This is a genomic window from Kribbella sp. NPDC050281 (assembly GCF_040655855.1).
Lineage (GTDB): Bacteria > Actinomycetota > Actinomycetes > Propionibacteriales > Kribbellaceae > Kribbella.
Genome location: NZ_JBFAKS010000020.1, coordinates 104,693 through 120,775, shown reverse-complemented (window position 1 = coordinate 120,775; position 16,083 = coordinate 104,693). Strand labels below are relative to the sequence as shown.

The window sequence follows — 16,083 nt, the reverse complement described above, 5'->3', positions numbered from 1 at the left end:
TCGGTCGGAGGCGGATTCGGCAGTGGCCTCAGAAGGTGTGTTCGTCGGCGGGGAAGGTGCCTGCGGCTACGTCGGCGGCGTAGGTGGTGGCTGCTGTGGTGAGGATTCCGCGGAGGTCGGCGTACTGCTTGACGAAGCGCGGCATGGTGCCGGACCGTAACCCCGCCATGTCCTGCCAGACCAGCACCTGGGCGTCAGTGTCGCGGCCGGCTCCGATGCCGATGGTGGGGATCGTGACGCGCTTGGTGATTTCCGCGGCGACGTCGCCCGGGACCATCTCCAGTACGACGGAGAACGCGCCGGCCTCGGCCAGTGCGACCGCATCGTCGATCAGGCCGGCGGCCTGGTCGCCACGACCCTGCACGCGGTAGCCGCCGATGCTGTGCTCGCTCTGCGGTGTGAAGCCGATGTGCGCCATCACCGGGATGCCGGACTGGGTCAGCTTCTCCACCATCGGTACGACGGTCCGGCCGCCCTCCAGCTTGACTGCGTGTACGCCCGCCTCCTTCATGAACCGGACGGCGGTGTGGAACGCCTGCTCAGGCGACGCCTGGTACGAACCGAACGGCAGGTCCGCGACAACCAGCGCCCGGTCGACCGCACCCGCGACGGCGCGTGCCAGTGGGATCAGTTCGTCGACTGTCACGCGCAGCGTGGTGTCGTAGCCGAAGACGTTGTTCGCGGCGGAGTCGCCGACGAGCAGCACCGGAATGCCGGCCCGGTCGAAGATCTCGGCGGTGTACTGGTCGTACGCCGTCAGCATCGCCCACTTCTCGCCGCGGTTCTTCATGTCCCGCAGGTGGTGGATGCGGTATCGCCGCGGCCGCTTGCCGGCCTCGCCGGTGCCACCGCCGTCGGACGGCTTGTTGTCCGCCGGCGCCACCGGGGCCCCGAGCTCGGACGAACCGGCGCTCGCCATGGCCTGCGCCCTGCGGGCAGCGCGGTGCGAGCCGGTGTGCTCGTTCGGCACCTGGCTGGGGGCGTCCTGCTGGACGTCCGCACGCCGCCGCGCGCCGACCGACGGCTTCGGTTCGTTCATCGGTGCGTTGCTCTCGTACTCCGCACTCGGATCCGACAGATACCTGTTGTCCTGCTTGCCACCCGACTCCGACTGGTAACCCTCGATCGACTCCGGCATGTACGCCGTGATGGTCGGGGTGTCCACCGTGTAGTTGGCCGGGGGAGTGGCAGGCGTGCTCGGCCGGTTCTGTTGTTGTTGCTGCTGGCCCTGAGGCTGCGCGGGCGGAGCCGGGGGCGGCGGCGTCGTCGGAGTCTGACCAGACGGCTGGGGTGGATTGAGCCCGTTGCTCAACCCATTACTGAGTCCGTTGCTCTGAGCCGGACCGTTCGACGGAGTAGGGCCTTGCGTAGGCGCCTGGCCGCTCCAGTTCGCGTTGCTGGTCCCGTTCGAGCTGTGCGGCCCCTGAGGCCGCTGCGTCAGCCCGTTGCCGGCCTGCGGCGGTGCAGGCGGCCGCTGGGGCTGCGGTTGCGGCTGCTGGCCGGCCGCCGGTGGCTGCGCCTGCCGGTTCGGCGGTACGCCGTTGCTCCCCGGGCCGAACGGGCTCGGGCGGCCCTGCTGCGGCGGAGGAGTCTGCTGCGGCTGCGCAGGCTGCTGCGGACGGAACGGGTTCTGCTCCGGGTACGCCGGCTGTCCGTACGACGGCTCGTCGGCGCGGGACTGCTCGCGCTCCCCGTAGTACTCCGGCCGCTGCGGCTGATCGCCGTACTGGCGGCTCTGCGGCTGGTCGCCGAACCGCTGCTGCTGGGGTTGCTGCGCCGGGGGCGGCGGCACCGCGGGCAGGTACGGCGGCTTGGGTACGTATGGCTGCTGGGGCACCGGGCCGCGCTCGTAGGACCTGGGGGCGTTCGGCAGTGACGGCGACGGGTCGAGACCGAGGCCGTTGGCCCGGTCCCGCCAGGAGTCGTTGTCGTAGTCCGAGCGGCGGTGCTCCTCGGTTGTCCGGTTCTTCGGTCCGGTCCCGTACGGCGACGGCAGCTCCTCGTCCTCGCCCTGGGTACCGGCCGACAGGAAGTTGTCAACCATGCCTTCATCGTCCCACCGTTGCGGAGGGTGAGCGCCACCGGCTGTGCCTGAGTGATCGCTCACACCGTCGCCGGGCGAGCCGGACCGACCCGTGGGCTCTTCAGGAGCGCCCCACGGGGTGTCATTGGATGGGCGGTACCGCCAGGAATCGCTCAGTGCTCGGCTGCCTTCCGTGCGTCCTCACGCCATGCATTGGTGATCGGCAACCGGCGGTCCCGGCCGAAGGCCTTGTGGGTGATCTTCGGGCCCGGTGGGTACTGCCGGCGCTTGTACTCCGCGCGATCGACGAGCTGGATCACCTTGCTGACCAGCTCGGTCTCGAATCCGGCCGCGACCAGCTCGGCGCTGCCGCGGTCCAGCTCGACGTAGTCGTCCAGCATGTCGTCGAGCAGGTCGTACGGCGGCAGCGAGTCGGTGTCCTGCTGCCCCGGCCGCAGCTCGGCCGACGGTGGCTTGGCGATCGCGTTCTCCGGGATCGGCGGCTGCTGGCCGCGCGCCTTCGCGTCCGCGTTGCGCCACTTCGCCAGCCGCCAGACCAGGGTCTTCGGTACGTCCTTGAGCGGGGCGTAGCCGCCGACCGCGTCGCCGTAGATGGTGGAATAGCCGACGGACAACTCCGACTTGTTGCCACAGGCAAGAACCAGGTGGCCGTCGGCGTTCGACAGGCCCATCCAGATCACCGCGCGGACCCGGGCCTGCAGGTTCTCCTCCGCCAGGCCGGTCAGGCCGAGCGTGTCGATGAACGGCTGCACCATCGGCTGGATCGGCACGACCCGGTAGTTCAGACCGGTCCGGGCAGCGAGCTCGGCCGCGTCGTCCTTGGAGTGGTCGCTGGAGTAGACGCTCGGGTTGGAGATGCCGAACACATGCTCGGCGCCGACCGCATCACAGGCGATCGCGGCCACCAGCGACGAGTCGATGCCGCCGGACAGACCGAGCAGGACGGATTTGAACCCGTTCTTCTGCACGTAGTCGCGCAGTCCGGTGACGATCGCGCCGTACATCTCGGCCTCGTCGGACAGCCGCGGCGCGACCGCGGCCGCGATCGGCTCGTACGCCGCCAGGGCCTCGTCGTGGATGACCTTGTGGACGATCTCGATGCCCTCGTGGGTGCCGGCCGGCGTACCCGTCGGGGCCGCCAGCTCGAGGTCGACCACCATGCTGCCCTGCTCGAACTGCGGGGCGCGGGCGAACACCTTGCCCTCGGCATCGGCGATCAAGGAGTCGCCGTCGAAGACCAGTTCGTCCTGGCCGCCGACGAGATTCACGTACGCCAGCGGGCAGCCGGCCTCGCGGGCGCGGCGCCTGACCAGTGCGCCGCGAACGTCGTCCTTGTTGGCCTCGTACGGCGAGCTGTTGATGACGAGCAGGAGCCCCGCACCAGCGGCCTTGGTGGCGGCGACCGGGCCGCCGTCCTGCCAGAGGTCCTCACAGATCACCACGGCGACGTCGACGCCGTGGATCCGGACCACCTGCAGCGTGTTGCCGGGAACGAAGTGCCGGAACTCGTCGAAGACGCCGTAGTTCGGGAGGTGGTGCTTGACCGCGCTCGTGATCACGCGGCCCTGGTGGATCACGGCCGCGGAGTTGGTCGGGGAGCCCTTCGGCCGGCCGAGCCGGTCGATGCCCATCGCCGTACCGGTCGCGCGGTCGAGGTAGCCGCAGACCACCACGATGTCGCCGAGCCCTTCGTCGGCCAGCCGCTGCGCCAGGTCCTGGATGCGGGCCTGCGACGCATCCACGAACGACGCTCGCAGGGCCAGGTCCTCGACCGGGTAGCCGGTCAGCGCGAGCTCCGGGAACGCCACGACATGCGCACCACGCTCGGCCGCGTTCCGGGTCCAGGCAACGATCTTCTCCGCGTTGCCGTCGACATCACCGACGGTCACATTGAGTTGAGCGAGCGCTACCCGAAGCTGAGGCACGAGAGCACATTACTGGTTACCCCGGCTCTTGCGAGAGTCCGCTGTACTCCCGGACCTGCCGGAGGTTCCGCTCGACCGGATTCATCGCGTCCACCGTGAGGTGCTCGCGCGTCAGCCGCGGGTACTCGACCCGCATCCGTTCCACGTGATCCCACCCGACCTCGTGCCATCCGGGAATCCCACGCAGCCGGCCCTCCAACCGGAGCCGATGCTCGCCTTCGTCCGTACAAACGCACTCGATCAACCGCAGCCGTGCGTCGTACTCCGTCGCCAGTTTCTCCCATCGGTCCGCCACTGTGTCGTCAACCAGACAGTCGACAATCGCCGACTGCTCGAGCATCAGTTGCCGGCGGACCAACGTCTCCAGCAGGTCGTAGTACATCGCCAGGAAGGCCGGCCGGCTCAGTCCGCCGAGTACGCCGTGTGGTTTGAGCGCCCCGAGCAACCAGTCGCCGGCGAAGACCGGAGTAGCTGCTTCGACAGCAAGCGCTTCGGCCAGCGTCGACTTGCCGGTCCCGGGCAGACCGGTGAACACAATGACCTGCTTCATCCCACCGACGGTAACCGTGTTCGCGCGACAACCAAGTCGGCGACCGGCGACCAGTCGAGAGATTGGTAGAGCGGGAGTCCCTCGGGGGAGGCAGAGAGAAGACCCGTGATCGCACCTTGATCGAGAGCGGCGTCGGCCAGGGCGGACATCACGGCGCGGGCCAGACCACGGCGCCGGTGCGGCGGCGCGGTGTAGATGACGTCGGCAACTGCGTCGGCTCCGAAGACCGCCATCCGTCCGCTCGCAGCTGTCTTTCCGTCGGTGCGCAGTTCGACGTCGATCAGGCCGGGCATCGCACTGACATCGAGCTCGTACGGCGCGGGCGCCTGACTCGATGGCTGATCCGACAAGGAGATTGTCAACAATCGCTCGGTCCGGATGAGCTCGAGCGGATGGAGTACGGCGGCCACGCGCGGGCGGGACCTCGTGGTGATCTTGAGCCAGGAGCTGCCGGCCGGGTTGGCGTCGGACTGGGCCATCTGGGCGGCTGTGGTGGCGTGCTGTTCAGTGGCGAGGTATTCGACCCGGCGGTCCGGCTCGCCGACGCGGACGACGATGACTCCGTCGACCTCGGCGTAGTCGGTCCACTGCCGCGCCACCGACCAGCCGCGCTGCCATCGACGGAGTACGTCGTCGTCCATGCGGCTCATCAAACAGCGACCAAGGTTCACCAGTCCGGGAACTTTGGGTGGATGGCGAGGCGGCCACGGCTCGGTTCACTCAGAGGTATGGCGAACCAAGGCGGGCCGACCGGGCTGGGGGAGCGGGCGCTGGGACCCGATCTTGCGCGGGGTTTCATGCTGCTGTTCATCGCGCTGGCGAACTCCCACTACTTCGTCTACGGCGCGCGCGTGTTCGGCGGCTTCCCGATGGACAGCGCGAGTGCCGACCGCGTGGTGGGGATGGTGCTGTCGACCTTCGTCGACGGCCGCGCGTTCCCGATGTTCGGGGTCCTGTTCGGGTACGGCGTCGCGCAGATCGTCCGGCGGCAACGGGAATCCGGCAAGGAATGGTGGCCGATCCGGACGTTGCTGTGGCGCCGGAGTCTCGTCCTGATCGTGCTCGGCTTCGTGCACGCGATGCTGCTGTACATCGGCGACATTCTCGCGGCGTACGGCGTACTCCTCTTCCTTGGTGTCTGGGCCCTGCGCTGGAAGGACCGCTGGCTGTTGATCGTCGCAGCGCTGGTCTTTGTCCTCACCGCATTGCCGAGCGACGACTCTCTGGCCACTGCGTCCGACGCCACCGATCCGTCGATGCTTCCTCCGGACTTCCTGGGGCAGTTCGGTGACCGGATCGTCGTGCAGCCGTTCATCGCCTTGCTCGGCTGGATCGGGTTCGTCACGCCGTTCCTGGTCGGTCTGTGGGCCGGCCGCCGGCGCATCCTCGAACGGCCGGCCGAGCACCTCACCCTGTTGCGTACGACGGCAGTCCTCGGCCTCACCGTGGCAGTCGTGGGCGCACTACCGGTGTCGCTGGTGGTCGGCGGCGTGATCGACCAGCCGAGCGGCGAAGCGCTCACCCGGCTCGGTCCGCTGCACGACGCATCCGGTGTCCTCGGTGGCTTCGGGTACGCCGCTCTCATCGTTCTGATCGCGCTCAAGCTGCGCGATCGCCAGGGCCGGATCACCCGGGCGATCGCCGCTGCCGGCCAACGGTCGCTGACCTGCTATCTGTCCCAGTCGGTGGTGTGGGCCGTGGTCTTCACGCCGTACCTGCTCGATCTGTCCCGCACGCTCTCCACCACCACGACGGCGCTGCTCGCGGTCGCGACCTGGCTGGCGACCGTGTGGATCGCCGACCGGATGCGGCGCGCGAACTACCGCGGTCCGTTCGAGATCCTGATCCGGAGGGTGACCTATCAGCCGAGCAGGACCGCGGCGACCCGGTCGCGGAGCTCGGGCAGCCTCGCGTAGAACACGTCACCCGGGCACTGGGTCGAGTTGTAGTCCCGGTGCCCGACGATCGCGGCATGCGGATCGAGGCCGTACGTCGTACACAGCCAGGCGCAGGTCAGCACGGACATGTCGAACAGGGCGGTCGGCACGTTCTCGCTGACGTAGATGCCTTCGTGCTCGATGCCGATCGTGCGGCTGTTGTGGTTGGCGGTCTGGGCGCCGAGGACGTTCTGCCCGTTCCGGATCGAGGACAGCGACTTGCTGCGGCCCTCCATCAGATGGCCGCCGCGGCTGATCGTGAGCTGCTGGCCGGAGTCGATCCAGCCGTTGGTGTCCATGTGCAGGTCCTGGATCCAGTGCGACACGGCGTACGCCGCCGCCAGCGAGTAGTCGGTGACGTTCGGGCTGGCGGTGTGGTGGATGACGATGTGGTCGGGTGCGCCGATCACCTGGGTGGCGGACTTGGGCGGGCGCGCCGACCATTCGGTGCGCGTGTAGCAGCGCGGCGCGGGGGCGGCGTGCGCTGCCGTGGTCGAGACGGCGATGCCGCCGATCAGCACCCCCGAGGCGGCAGCGCCGCGCAGGACTGTGCGCCGGGACATCCGGGCAGGTTGGAAATTTTCTGGGGCGGTCATGGTATAGAAAATTCCCTACCGCCGAGCTACCGAAACCGGTCTGGTCTAATGACGGTCGTGACAGATGGGCAGGAGCGGGCGGGGGACGTCCGGCTGGGGAAGGTCGGCAAGGGCGTACGGGTGGCCGTGGCCCTGGTCGGGATCGGCCTGCTGATCAACGGGTCGGTGCGCGCCACCGACGATGCGTGGCCGTTCGGCCCGATGTCGCAGTACGCGATGTCGGTGCCCGACGACGCCTCCATCACCTACACCAGGATCAGCGCGCAGACCGATGCCGGAACGACGGTCGACGTACCGCTGAACATCGAGGGCGCCGGCGTCGCCCGGGCCGAGATCGAGGCCCGGACCGGGGACATCGTCAAGGACCCGTCGCTGCTGCAGCAGGTCGCGGACGGGTGGGCGAAGAAGCACCCGGACAAGCCGAAGTACGTGAAGCTCGAGTTGATCCGTGACACCACCCAACTGGTCGAAGGCCGGGTCGTAGGACCGCCGGCACCGGAGGTCCTGGCCACTTGGGAGGTGCGCAAGTGAGCGCCCGCACCGTCGCCGTCCGCGCCGCGAACTGGTTCACCCCGGCCATCGGGCTCGCCCGGGTGGCGTGGTTGCGGACCGTCCTCTATCTGTTCGTCATCGTGGACATGCACGCCTTCGTCCGCGACACCCGGCTGAAGGGCGAGCATCCCGGGCTCTACCAGCCGTTGCTCCTGGCCCGCATGTTCGATCTCCCCAAGCCCACGGTCTTCAACACGACCGCCTTGTACGTCGTCCTGATCGCGGCCTGCCTGGTCGGCGCGTCGAACTACTTCCCGCGGATCGCCGGCTGGATCGTGGCGCCGGCGTTCACGTGGTGGGTGCTGATCGGTATGAGCGACGGCAAGGTCGACCACGATCACCTCGCCCTCGTGATCGCGTTGTGGGTGCTTCCGACCGTGAAGGCCGGCCGTCGCGGACGCGCGTCGTACAACGATCAGACGCGATCGGAGTCGGCCGGTTGGGTGATCCGGTGTGTGCAGATCTGCGTGATCGCGACGTACTTCCTTTCCGCGATAGCGAAACTGCGCAGTGCCGGATGGGCGCTGACCTGGCCGGGGAGCGCCGTACTGACGTGGGCGATCGTCCGGCGGCCGCATCCGGTCGGGGAGTGGTTGCTGCACCATCCGTGGATGCTGCACGTGATGCAGTGGGTCGGGATCACCGCGGAGTTCCTGTCCCCGGTCATCCTGTGGCTCAAGGGACGGTGGCAGTTGCTCGGGGCCCTGTTCTTCCTCGGGTTCCACGCGGCGAACACCGCGATCCTGCTGATCCACTTCCTGCCGACCGTGGTCTGCTGGCTGGCGTTCGCGCCGATGGAGCGGATCGTGCCGTGGTTCCAGCGGCGGCGGGCCTCAGACAGCGACGCCGGAGAGGCCGAAGACCAGGCCGAAGATGGCCGGGAGGCCAAGGAGCAGGCCGGCGCGTAGCCGGAACCGGCGGCCGCCCGGTCCGGGCGTCCGGACGACCCGGGACAGCACCGCTCCGGCGTACCCGAAGACCAGGGCGGCGAGCAGGATCTCCTTGGTCGGCAGGTCGTCGGCGTTGTGGTGGGTCAGCCCGAGCGTGACCAGCCCGGGGCAGCAGAACGCGAACATGCCGAATCCGAGCTCCGGGACGGGCAGCCAGCGCCGTCCGAGGACGTCCTGCTCGGCGGTGCGCTTCCGCCGGATCGTCTGGACGAATCGCGCCGTGCTGAGCAGCAGGTCGCTGGCGCAGAGGGCCGCTGCCACGATCAGCGCCACCTGGTACCCGGCACCGAAGATCGTTTGCACGACAGACACGGTAGGCCCTGGCGCTGCCGATGTCCCCAGCAGCACGTAACGTCTGCTTAACAGAGCCGGGGCACACTGTGTGAGAACCGACCGACGCCGTGAGAGGTGGACCGATGGACAAGCAGCAGGAGTTCGTGCTGCGCGCGCTGGAGGAGCGCGACGTACGCTTCGTGCGGCTCTGGTTCACCGACGTGCTCGGGTTCCTGAAGTCCGTGGCGGTGGCGCCGGCCGAGCTGGAGGGCGCGTTCGCCGAGGGAATCGGGTTCGACGGGTCCGCGATCGAGGGGTTCGCGCGGGTGACCGAGGCGGACATGCTGGCCAAGCCGGATCCGTCGACGTTCCAGATCCTGCCCTGGCGCGGCGAGACGATGGGCACCGCGCGGATGTTCTGCGACATCAACATGCCGGACGGATCCGCGTCGTTCGCCGACCCGCGGCACGTGCTGAAGCGGACGCTGTCCAAGGCGGCCGATCTGGGGTTCACCTTCTACACCCACCCCGAGATCGAGTTCTACCTGTTCAAGTCGCTCACCGGCGCGCCCGGGACGCATCCGGAGCCGGTCGACTCATCCGGGTACTTCGACCACACCCCGCAGGGGATCGGGAACGACTTCCGCCGCGAGGCGATCACGATGCTGGAGTCGATGGGCATCTCGGTCGAGTTCAGCCACCACGAGGGCGGCCCGGGCCAGCAGGAGATCGACCTGCGGTACGCCGACGCGCTGTCGACGGCCGACAACATCATGACGTTCCGCGTCGTGGTGAAGGAGGTCGCGCTCACCCAGGGGATCTACGCCTCGTTCATGCCGAAGCCGCTGAGCGACCAGCCCGGGTCCGGGATGCACACCCACATGTCGCTGTTCGAGGGTGACCGGAACGCGTTCTTCGAGGGCGGCGCGCAGTACCAGCTGTCGAAGACCGGGCGCGCGTTCATCGCCGGGCTGCTGCACCACGCGGCCGAGATCACCGCGGTGACGAACCAGTGGGTGAACTCGTACAAGCGGCTCGCGGTCGGTGACGAGGCGCCGTCGTTCGTCTCCTGGGGGCACAACAACCGGTCCGCGCTGGTCCGGGTGCCGATGTACAAGCCGCACAAGGGGCAGTCCTCGCGGGTCGAGTTCCGGTCGCTGGACTCGGCGGCGAACCCGTACCTCGCGTTCGCGCTGATGCTGGCCGCCGGGCTGAAGGGCATCGAGGACGGGTACGAGCTGCCGCGCGAGGTCGAGGACGACATCTGGGCGCTCACGCCGCGTGAGCGCAAGGCACTCGGCATCAAGCCGCTGCCGAGCAGCCTGGCGGAGGCGATCAGCGCGATGGAAGACAGCGAACTGGTCGCCGAAACCCTCGGCGAGCACGTCTTCGACTTCTTCCTCCGCAACAAGCGCGCCGAGTGGCTCGACTACCGCCGCCAGGTAACCCCCTTCGAACTCAACAAGCTCCTACCTGTCCTCTAGAACCACGGATCTTCCCCAGCGTGCTACTCGGCGGGCTGGTGAATCCTTTGAGCTGAACATGCTGCTGTTGGTCCTGCCAGCACGGCCGGCGTTGGCTGGCCGTTCCATCGCTGGCGGGTTGTTTGAGGGATGGCGCCCTACAAGGTGCCATCGGTGGAACAACCCGCCAGCCGGGTGGCGCGTGCGGTTGGCCGGCGGGTGGACGTGGCGTGGTGGGGACGTGCTGTTGAGTGGCGATTTGCCGCGTGGTGGCGGTAAATAGTTTCCTGAGTGGTCATCTAGTGGTCGCCGGGGTCGCGTGGGATCGGGTCTCATGCGGCGACTGCTGGTGGGTATCGGACTGCTCGTCCTGTTGTTCCTCACGGGAGCCTCGGCGGCCTCGGCTCATGTGATCGCTTCGACCGGGTACTCGACCGTGCACCAGGACGGCAGCCGGGTCACGTATCTGCTGAGCCTCGAGTACGACGTACTCGGGCGAGCCGTCGACCTCGGCGCACCGACCACGGACGACGGCCAGCGCGCGCAAGCCCTGGACACGGCCAAGGACCGCATCGCGGAGTACCTGCACGACCGGGTGGTCGTCGCCGTCGACGGTGCCGCGTGTGAGCAGTCGCTGGAGACGACGTCGGTCGGCCAGCGCGCTTCCAAGGCGTACGCCGACCTCGGGCTCGTGTTCGAGTGCCCCGGCTCCTCCGGCGCGTTCAGCCTGCAGTACAGCGTCTTCGCCATGTCCGAGGCGGTCGCCGACGACCACACCAACCTGGTCGAGTACAGCTTCGACAGCGGCTCCGGCCGGACCGTGTTCGACCGCTCCCACCACGACTTCACCGTCGGCGACAACACGCTGGCCACGTCGAGTCTGCAGTTCGGCAAGATGGGCGTCGAGCACATCCTGACCGGGCTCGACCACGTCCTGTTCGTGGTCGCCCTGATCCTCGGCGCCGTGAACCTGCGCAGTCTCGTCCAGGTGATCTCGATGTTCACCGTGGCGCACAGCGTCACGCTGATCTCCACCCTGCTCGGCGGCCTGTCCGTGCCGCCGGTCATCGTCGAGCCGCTGATCGCGCTCTCGATCGCGTTCGTCGCGGTGGAGAACCTGCTCGGCTCCACCCGCCACCGGCTCCCGGTGGTCTTCGGTTTCGGTCTTCTGCACGGGCTCGGCTTCGCCGGGTCGTTGCGGATCACCGATCAGGTCAGTCCGGAACTGCTCGTCTCGCTGCTGAGCTTCAACGTCGGCATCGAGGCGGGTCAGGCGTTGCTGCTGCTCGCCGTGTTCCCGCTGGTCCTGTTGATCCGCCGGACCCGGCTCTCGGTTCCGGTGGTCCGTTCGGCGACAGGGGTCGTCGCCGCCTTCGGCCTCTTCTGGTTCGTAGAAAGGTTCCTCTTCACATGATCCGCCTGTCCCGCAGGTCAAGTGATCATCAAGCTGCCACAACGAAGTGGCACAAACTCCTGTACGGCGTCACCGCCGGACTGGCCGTGATGGTGATCGGCGTACCGCTGACCGGGGTCGTCGCCGACGCAGTCGACGGTCCCAGCGCCACCATCACCGGCACGGTCTTCGAGGACCGTGACGCCGACAACCGGATCGACGCGGGTGAGGCCGGCATCGCCGGCGTCAGCGTGTCGGACGGTCAGCAGAGCGTCGTGACCGATGCCCAGGGTCACTACACGTTCACGACCGACGTCGAGCGCCGTGACGTCGACCTGGTCTTCGTCACCCAGCCGGCCGGCTACTCGGTCGGCACCGACGACAACATGACCCCGAAGTTCTTCCGCAGCCTCGGCCAGCTGGCCGACGGCGCGAGCCAGGAGGTCGACTTCGGCCTCCGCAAGGACAAGGCCTCCGCGGCAGGCGGGTTCACCTTCGCCAATGTGGCGGACCCGCACGTCAACGCGCAGCTGCCCGAGCAGATCACCGAGATCAACTCCACGCAGCAGAAGCTCGCGTTCATCCAGGTCAGCGGCGACCTGACCAACAGCGCCACCGACTCCGAGTTCGAGTTCTACAAGAAGAGCACCGCGAACTCGAAGGTCCCGGTGTGGCCGGCGGTCGGCAACCACGAGTACGCCGCGGGAGCGACGTACGCGGCCCGGATCAACAACTACCGCAAGCACGTCGGTCCGGAGTGGTACTCGTTCGACTACAGCGACCGGCACTTCCTGGTCCTGGAGAACAACGGGGCCGCGCCGTTCGCTGAGCAGCTCGAGTGGGTCAAGGCCGACCTCGCCCGGAACATGACGGAGGGCAAGCACCTGGTCGTGCTCACCCACCAGCCGATGAACGTGCCGTTCGGTTCGCCGTCGGTGTACGACGAGTACGGCAAGGTGCTGGAGCAGTACGGCGCCGAGCTGATCCTGGTCGGCCACGAGCACTCCAACGACGTGGAGCCGAAGAGCGACTTCGCCGGCACCGCGAAGCACATCCAGACGGTGTCCAGCTCGTACACGATCGACAACTCGCCGCGCGGGTTCCGGTTCGTGCACATGGACAACAAGGCCTTCGACAACCCGTTCCGGATCTACGGCGCGGAGAAGGACCTCACGATCGTGTCGCCGGCGCCCGGTACCGCGGTCCCGCTGAACGGGTTCCCCGGGATCCAGGTCAACGCCTACGACACCACCGACCAGCCGGTCCGGGTCCGCTTCAAGCTCGACAAGGGCTCGTGGCGGCCACTCAGCTCGACCGGTGAGTTCACCTGGTACTCCGCGCTGCCGAACGGCATCAAGGCGGGCAAGCACCAGCTCACGGTGGAAGCAGCCGACAAGACCGGGGCGACGTGGACCCGGACCTCGGACTTCACCTTCACGAACGAGAAGGCGATCAAGCCGGTCGCCGGAGCCAACTGGTCGCAGCACCATGGTGACGCCTCGCACAACGGAGTCGCCACCGACGCGATCGCTGCCGGTCAGCGGCTGGCCTGGTCCTACCGGACGAAGGGCACCTTCCTGACCGGTTCGCCCGCGATCGTCGACGGTGTCGTGTACGCCGGGACGCGGGACGAGAACGGCGACGGCAATGCCGCGGTCCACGCGGTTTCGCTTGCCACCGGCAAGAAGCTGTGGAGCTACACCGTGCCGTCCTCGGTGCACGGCAGCGTCGCCGTCTCCGATGGCCTCGTCTATGTCCCGACCCTGCACGGCACGCTGTTCGCGCTGGACGCCAAGACCGGCGCGCTGAAGTGGAAGAACGACCCCGGGCCGGCACCGGAAGGCAACAACCAGCGCACCTACGGGTACTACGGCGTGACGGTTGCCGACGGCAAGGTGTTGTTCCCGTACCAGACGCGCTTCGGTGAGGCGGCCACCGGTCTGCTCCTGGCCCTCGACGCCAAGACAGGTCAGCGGGTCTGGGCCGCACCGATGAGCGGCGCCACGATGAGTGACGGCACACCGGCCGTCGCCGACGGACGGGTGTACGTCGGCAACGAGACCGCGGATCGCGTGATCGCGTACGACCTGAAGACCGGTGCGAAGCTGTGGCAGGGCACGGAAAGCCTCGGCGGTTGGCAGGACGGCATCCCGTCCGCGGCCGACGGCAAGGTGTTCATCGGGTCGAACAACGGGATCGTGGCGCGCGACGGTGCGACCGGCGCGGTGCTGTGGAGCTACCGCAGTTCGCACCCGTCGCTGGTGAGCAGCGGCGCGACCCCGTCCGCGGCGGCGATCAAGGGCAACACGGTCTACATGTCCTTCCCGAGTGGTGCGATCACTGCTCTGAACGCGACCACGGGTGACGTGATCTGGGATCAGTTGCTGCCTGGATCGCAGTACCGGGGTGGCTCGTTCACCTCGCCGGCGCTGTCGGGGAACACCCTGTTCGTCGGCGCCAACAGTGGTGGGTTCTACGCGCTGGACGCGCGGACGGGCCAGCCGATGTGGTCGCAGGACATCGGCACCTGGGTGTCGGCAGGTCCGGCGGTCAGCGGCAACACCGTGGTCGCCGGCGCGTTCGACGGCAACCTGTACGCCTTCACCCCGGGTGGTACGACGGCCAAGCCGTGGCCGGTCGTGTCCGGCAAGGTGACCAACAAGGTCACCGGCGGTCCTGCCGCGAACAGCACCGTGCTGGTCGTCCAGGACGGTACGGCAGTCGGCCGGACCACGACCGATGCTGAGGGCAACTACCAGGTCGGGCTCTCGCAGGGTGCCGGCACGTACACCATCCAGGTCGCGCAGCTGGGCTTCGCGACCGCGGCCAAGGAGGTCGAGGCCGGCGACAGCGGCGCCTACCAGGCGGATCTCGAGGTGTCCCCGGTCAACGTCGACGCGAGTATCGGCAAGCGGCTCCCGAGCGGTCTGGTCGAGGGTGGCGTCGGTGACATCGTGATCGAGAACAAGCACCTGGCGATGGCGATCGCGAAGGTGTTCCAGGACTCGCAGATGACCCCGTCCACGCCGGGCAAGGTCGTCGACATGGCGATCACCGGCCAGCCGGACCAGCTGGACTGGATCAACCTGCCGTACGTCAGCACCACCGAACCCACCGGTGGCAGCGCGTGGCAGCAGTTGCAGGTGCGGTCGACCGACGTACGCATCGTCGAGAACACCGGCGAGAAGGCGGTCGTCCAGGCCACCGGGACCTCGTCGGAGAACCCGAACCTGAAGGTGGTCACGACGTACACCGCGACGGCCGACGAGCAGTTCGTCACCGCCGCGACGACCTTCACCAACGCGACGGGTGCGCCGCTGACGGTGTGGGCCGGTGACGCCCTCGACCACGACGGCACGGGCTCGCGCTCGGCGGTGTCGGGCAGCGCGCCGGTCACCAGTGGTGGACCGTTCGCGCAGACGCCGGACGCGAAGCGCTGGATCGGGCAGTCCGGGACCGGCCCTGACAACCAGACCTACGGACTGGTGTACGGCGCGGACAGCGGTGCCTTCACCGGGTACTCGCAGGCGATCTGGACGATGAGCAAGTTCAAGCTCGACCTGCCGGCCGGGGGATCGCACACGATCACCCGGCGGGTGGTGGCGGTATCGAACGAGGGTGCGACGGACAAGTTCGCCGTACTGAACCAGTTCGCGTTCTGATCAGCCGATCAGGACGTCGATGATGCGCACGGGCTGCTGGGGCGAGGCCGCGATCCGGTCCAGCACCGGCAGCCCGTCGGTCACGGCGCCGATGACGGTGCAGTACTTCGGCAGGCCGTCGGTGCGTTTCCAGTGACGCATAGAGCTGACGGTAACACTGGGTATGCGGGTTGCGACAGAGTGTGTTCAGAGCTCGGCGGCGTGGAGCGGTGCCTGATCGGAGGCGTGCTCCGAGGTGGTCGTCCAGCGGGCCGCGGCGGTGGAGTGCCGGTACGGCGGATCGGTCGGGGAGACCGGCGCGGTCATGGTGAGGTCCGGGAGCGGTGCGGGCTCGGCGGACGAGATCACCTGGGTGCCGTCCGGTGCGAGTGCATGGACCTCTTCCACCGTGAGCAGACCGACAGGGCGGATCCCTTCGGTGATCACCACGATGCATCCCGGGATCACCTGCTGGGCCCGGTTGCCCTTGGACGGGACGAGGATCCCCTCCGCCGGGGTCCGCCAGGCGCCCGGCGCGAACCGCCGGAGTGCGATCCCCGCCTGCCCGTCCTCCGCGCTGCGCGGCGGCACGTACGCGGTGGCTGTGTAGTCGTAGTCGTAGTCCGGCTCGGGCGGCCCGGACACCCGCCCACCCTGCTGAGGCGTCAACCAGACCACAGTGCCCCGCACGGCGAGCGACCCCGTCATCATGACCATGAACAGCCATCATGCCGACTACAGCCCGAATCCGCTACACGA

At 68.3% G+C, this 16,083-nt stretch carries 14 protein-coding genes; 6 read left to right on the top strand and 8 right to left on the bottom strand.

The window, feature by feature from the left end; genetic code table 11:
* Positions 1-28 precede the first annotated feature (28 nt).
* The 4 genes from panB to AB0I34_RS22435 all read right to left on the bottom strand — a co-directional run bounded on the left by panB (position 29) and on the right by AB0I34_RS22435 (position 5,160).
* A complete protein-coding gene (panB, locus tag AB0I34_RS22450; protein WP_360447843.1) occupies positions 29-2,044 on the bottom strand; it encodes a 3-methyl-2-oxobutanoate hydroxymethyltransferase in 2,016 nt (671 codons plus the stop codon).
* A 152-nt stretch (positions 2,045-2,196) separates the two neighbouring features.
* Positions 2,197-3,969 (bottom strand): NAD+ synthase, encoded by a 1,773-nt coding sequence (locus AB0I34_RS22445; protein WP_360447841.1) that lies wholly within the window; start codon positions 3,967-3,969, stop codon positions 2,197-2,199.
* A 16-nt stretch (positions 3,970-3,985) separates the two neighbouring features.
* Positions 3,986-4,519: an AAA family ATPase gene (locus AB0I34_RS22440; RefSeq protein ID WP_360447839.1), complete on the bottom strand. Its 534-nt coding sequence runs from the start codon at positions 4,517-4,519 to the stop codon at positions 3,986-3,988.
* Entirely contained in the window at positions 4,516-5,160 is a 645-nt protein-coding gene (locus AB0I34_RS22435) for a GNAT family N-acetyltransferase (RefSeq protein ID WP_360447837.1), read from the bottom strand. The genes AB0I34_RS22440 and AB0I34_RS22435 overlap by 4 nt, the downstream gene beginning before the upstream one ends.
* Before the next feature lie 87 nt (positions 5,161-5,247).
* On the opposite strand from AB0I34_RS22435, the gene AB0I34_RS22430 reads away from it, so the two are divergent.
* Positions 5,248-6,435, top strand: coding sequence for a DUF418 domain-containing protein (locus AB0I34_RS22430; protein WP_360447835.1), 1,188 nt, complete (start codon positions 5,248-5,250; stop codon positions 6,433-6,435).
* Here AB0I34_RS22430 and AB0I34_RS22425 read toward each other — a convergent pair.
* Positions 6,381-7,019 carry a peptidoglycan recognition family protein gene (locus tag AB0I34_RS22425; protein WP_360447833.1) on the bottom strand — a complete coding sequence of 213 codons (639 nt, stop codon included), beginning with the start codon at positions 7,017-7,019 and terminating at the stop codon, positions 6,381-6,383. The genes AB0I34_RS22430 and AB0I34_RS22425 overlap by 55 nt on opposite strands.
* A gap of 81 nt (positions 7,020-7,100) precedes the next feature.
* Between AB0I34_RS22425 and AB0I34_RS22420 the strand changes: the two genes are divergently transcribed.
* Both AB0I34_RS22420 and AB0I34_RS22415 read left to right on the top strand, forming a co-directional pair.
* Entirely contained in the window at positions 7,101-7,583 is a 483-nt protein-coding gene (locus AB0I34_RS22420) for a hypothetical protein (protein WP_360447831.1), read from the top strand.
* On the top strand, positions 7,580-8,512 hold the full coding sequence (locus AB0I34_RS22415) for an HTTM domain-containing protein (RefSeq protein WP_360447829.1): 933 nt from the start codon (positions 7,580-7,582) through the stop codon (positions 8,510-8,512). Before AB0I34_RS22420 ends, AB0I34_RS22415 begins: the two co-directional genes overlap by 4 nt.
* On the opposite strand, the gene AB0I34_RS22410 is transcribed toward AB0I34_RS22415, so the two are convergent.
* A complete protein-coding gene (locus tag AB0I34_RS22410; RefSeq protein ID WP_360447827.1) occupies positions 8,438-8,857 on the bottom strand; it encodes a hypothetical protein in 420 nt (139 codons plus the stop codon). The genes AB0I34_RS22415 and AB0I34_RS22410 overlap by 75 nt on opposite strands.
* 113 nt (positions 8,858-8,970) lie before the next feature.
* Here AB0I34_RS22410 and glnA point away from each other — a divergent pair, with 113 nt between their 5' ends.
* From glnA to AB0I34_RS22395, 3 genes are all read left to right on the top strand, one after another.
* Positions 8,971-10,311 (top strand): type I glutamate--ammonia ligase, encoded by a 1,341-nt coding sequence (gene glnA, locus AB0I34_RS22405; protein WP_360447825.1) that lies wholly within the window; start codon positions 8,971-8,973, stop codon positions 10,309-10,311.
* A gap of 313 nt (positions 10,312-10,624) precedes the next feature.
* Positions 10,625-11,704, top strand: a complete 1,080-nt coding sequence (locus AB0I34_RS22400) for a HupE/UreJ family protein (protein WP_360447823.1) — start codon at positions 10,625-10,627, stop codon at positions 11,702-11,704.
* Positions 11,701-15,345 (top strand): PQQ-binding-like beta-propeller repeat protein, encoded by a 3,645-nt coding sequence (locus AB0I34_RS22395; protein ID WP_360447821.1) that lies wholly within the window; start codon positions 11,701-11,703, stop codon positions 15,343-15,345. The genes AB0I34_RS22400 and AB0I34_RS22395 overlap by 4 nt, the downstream gene beginning before the upstream one ends.
* Here AB0I34_RS22395 and AB0I34_RS22390 read toward each other — a convergent pair whose 3' ends face one another.
* A complete protein-coding gene (locus tag AB0I34_RS22390) occupies positions 15,346-15,486 on the bottom strand; it encodes a hypothetical protein (protein WP_360447819.1) in 141 nt (46 codons plus the stop codon). It lies immediately after the preceding gene.
* 45 nt (positions 15,487-15,531) lie between these two features.
* Positions 15,532-16,041: a hypothetical protein gene (locus AB0I34_RS22385; RefSeq protein WP_360447817.1), complete on the bottom strand. Its 510-nt coding sequence runs from the start codon at positions 16,039-16,041 to the stop codon at positions 15,532-15,534.
* Between the last annotated feature and the right edge of the window lie 42 nt (positions 16,042-16,083).

Excerpts from the sequence above, each read along its gene's own strand:
- AB0I34_RS22400 (WP_360447823.1), top strand. The coding sequence starts at position 10,625 with ATGCGGCGACTGCTGGTGGGTATCGGACTGCTCGTCCTGTTGTTCCTC.
- glnA (WP_360447825.1), top strand. The coding sequence starts at position 8,971 with ATGGACAAGCAGCAGGAGTTCGTGCTGCGCGCGCTGGAGGAGCGCGAC.
- AB0I34_RS22430 (WP_360447835.1), top strand. The coding sequence starts at position 5,248 with ATGGCGAACCAAGGCGGGCCGACCGGGCTGGGGGAGCGGGCGCTGGGA.
- AB0I34_RS22440 (WP_360447839.1), bottom strand. The coding sequence starts at position 4,519 with ATGAAGCAGGTCATTGTGTTCACCGGTCTGCCCGGGACCGGCAAGTCG.
- AB0I34_RS22395 (WP_360447821.1), top strand. The coding sequence starts at position 11,701 with ATGATCCGCCTGTCCCGCAGGTCAAGTGATCATCAAGCTGCCACAACG.
- AB0I34_RS22385 (WP_360447817.1), bottom strand. The coding sequence starts at position 16,041 with ATGGTCATGATGACGGGGTCGCTCGCCGTGCGGGGCACTGTGGTCTGG.
- AB0I34_RS22390 (WP_360447819.1), bottom strand. The coding sequence starts at position 15,486 with ATGCGTCACTGGAAACGCACCGACGGCCTGCCGAAGTACTGCACCGTC.
- panB (WP_360447843.1), bottom strand. The coding sequence starts at position 2,044 with ATGGTTGACAACTTCCTGTCGGCCGGTACCCAGGGCGAGGACGAGGAG.
- AB0I34_RS22420 (WP_360447831.1), top strand. The coding sequence starts at position 7,101 with ATGACGGTCGTGACAGATGGGCAGGAGCGGGCGGGGGACGTCCGGCTG.
- AB0I34_RS22435 (WP_360447837.1), bottom strand. The coding sequence starts at position 5,160 with ATGGACGACGACGTACTCCGTCGATGGCAGCGCGGCTGGTCGGTGGCG.
- AB0I34_RS22425 (WP_360447833.1), bottom strand. The coding sequence starts at position 7,019 with ATGTCCCGGCGCACAGTCCTGCGCGGCGCTGCCGCCTCGGGGGTGCTG.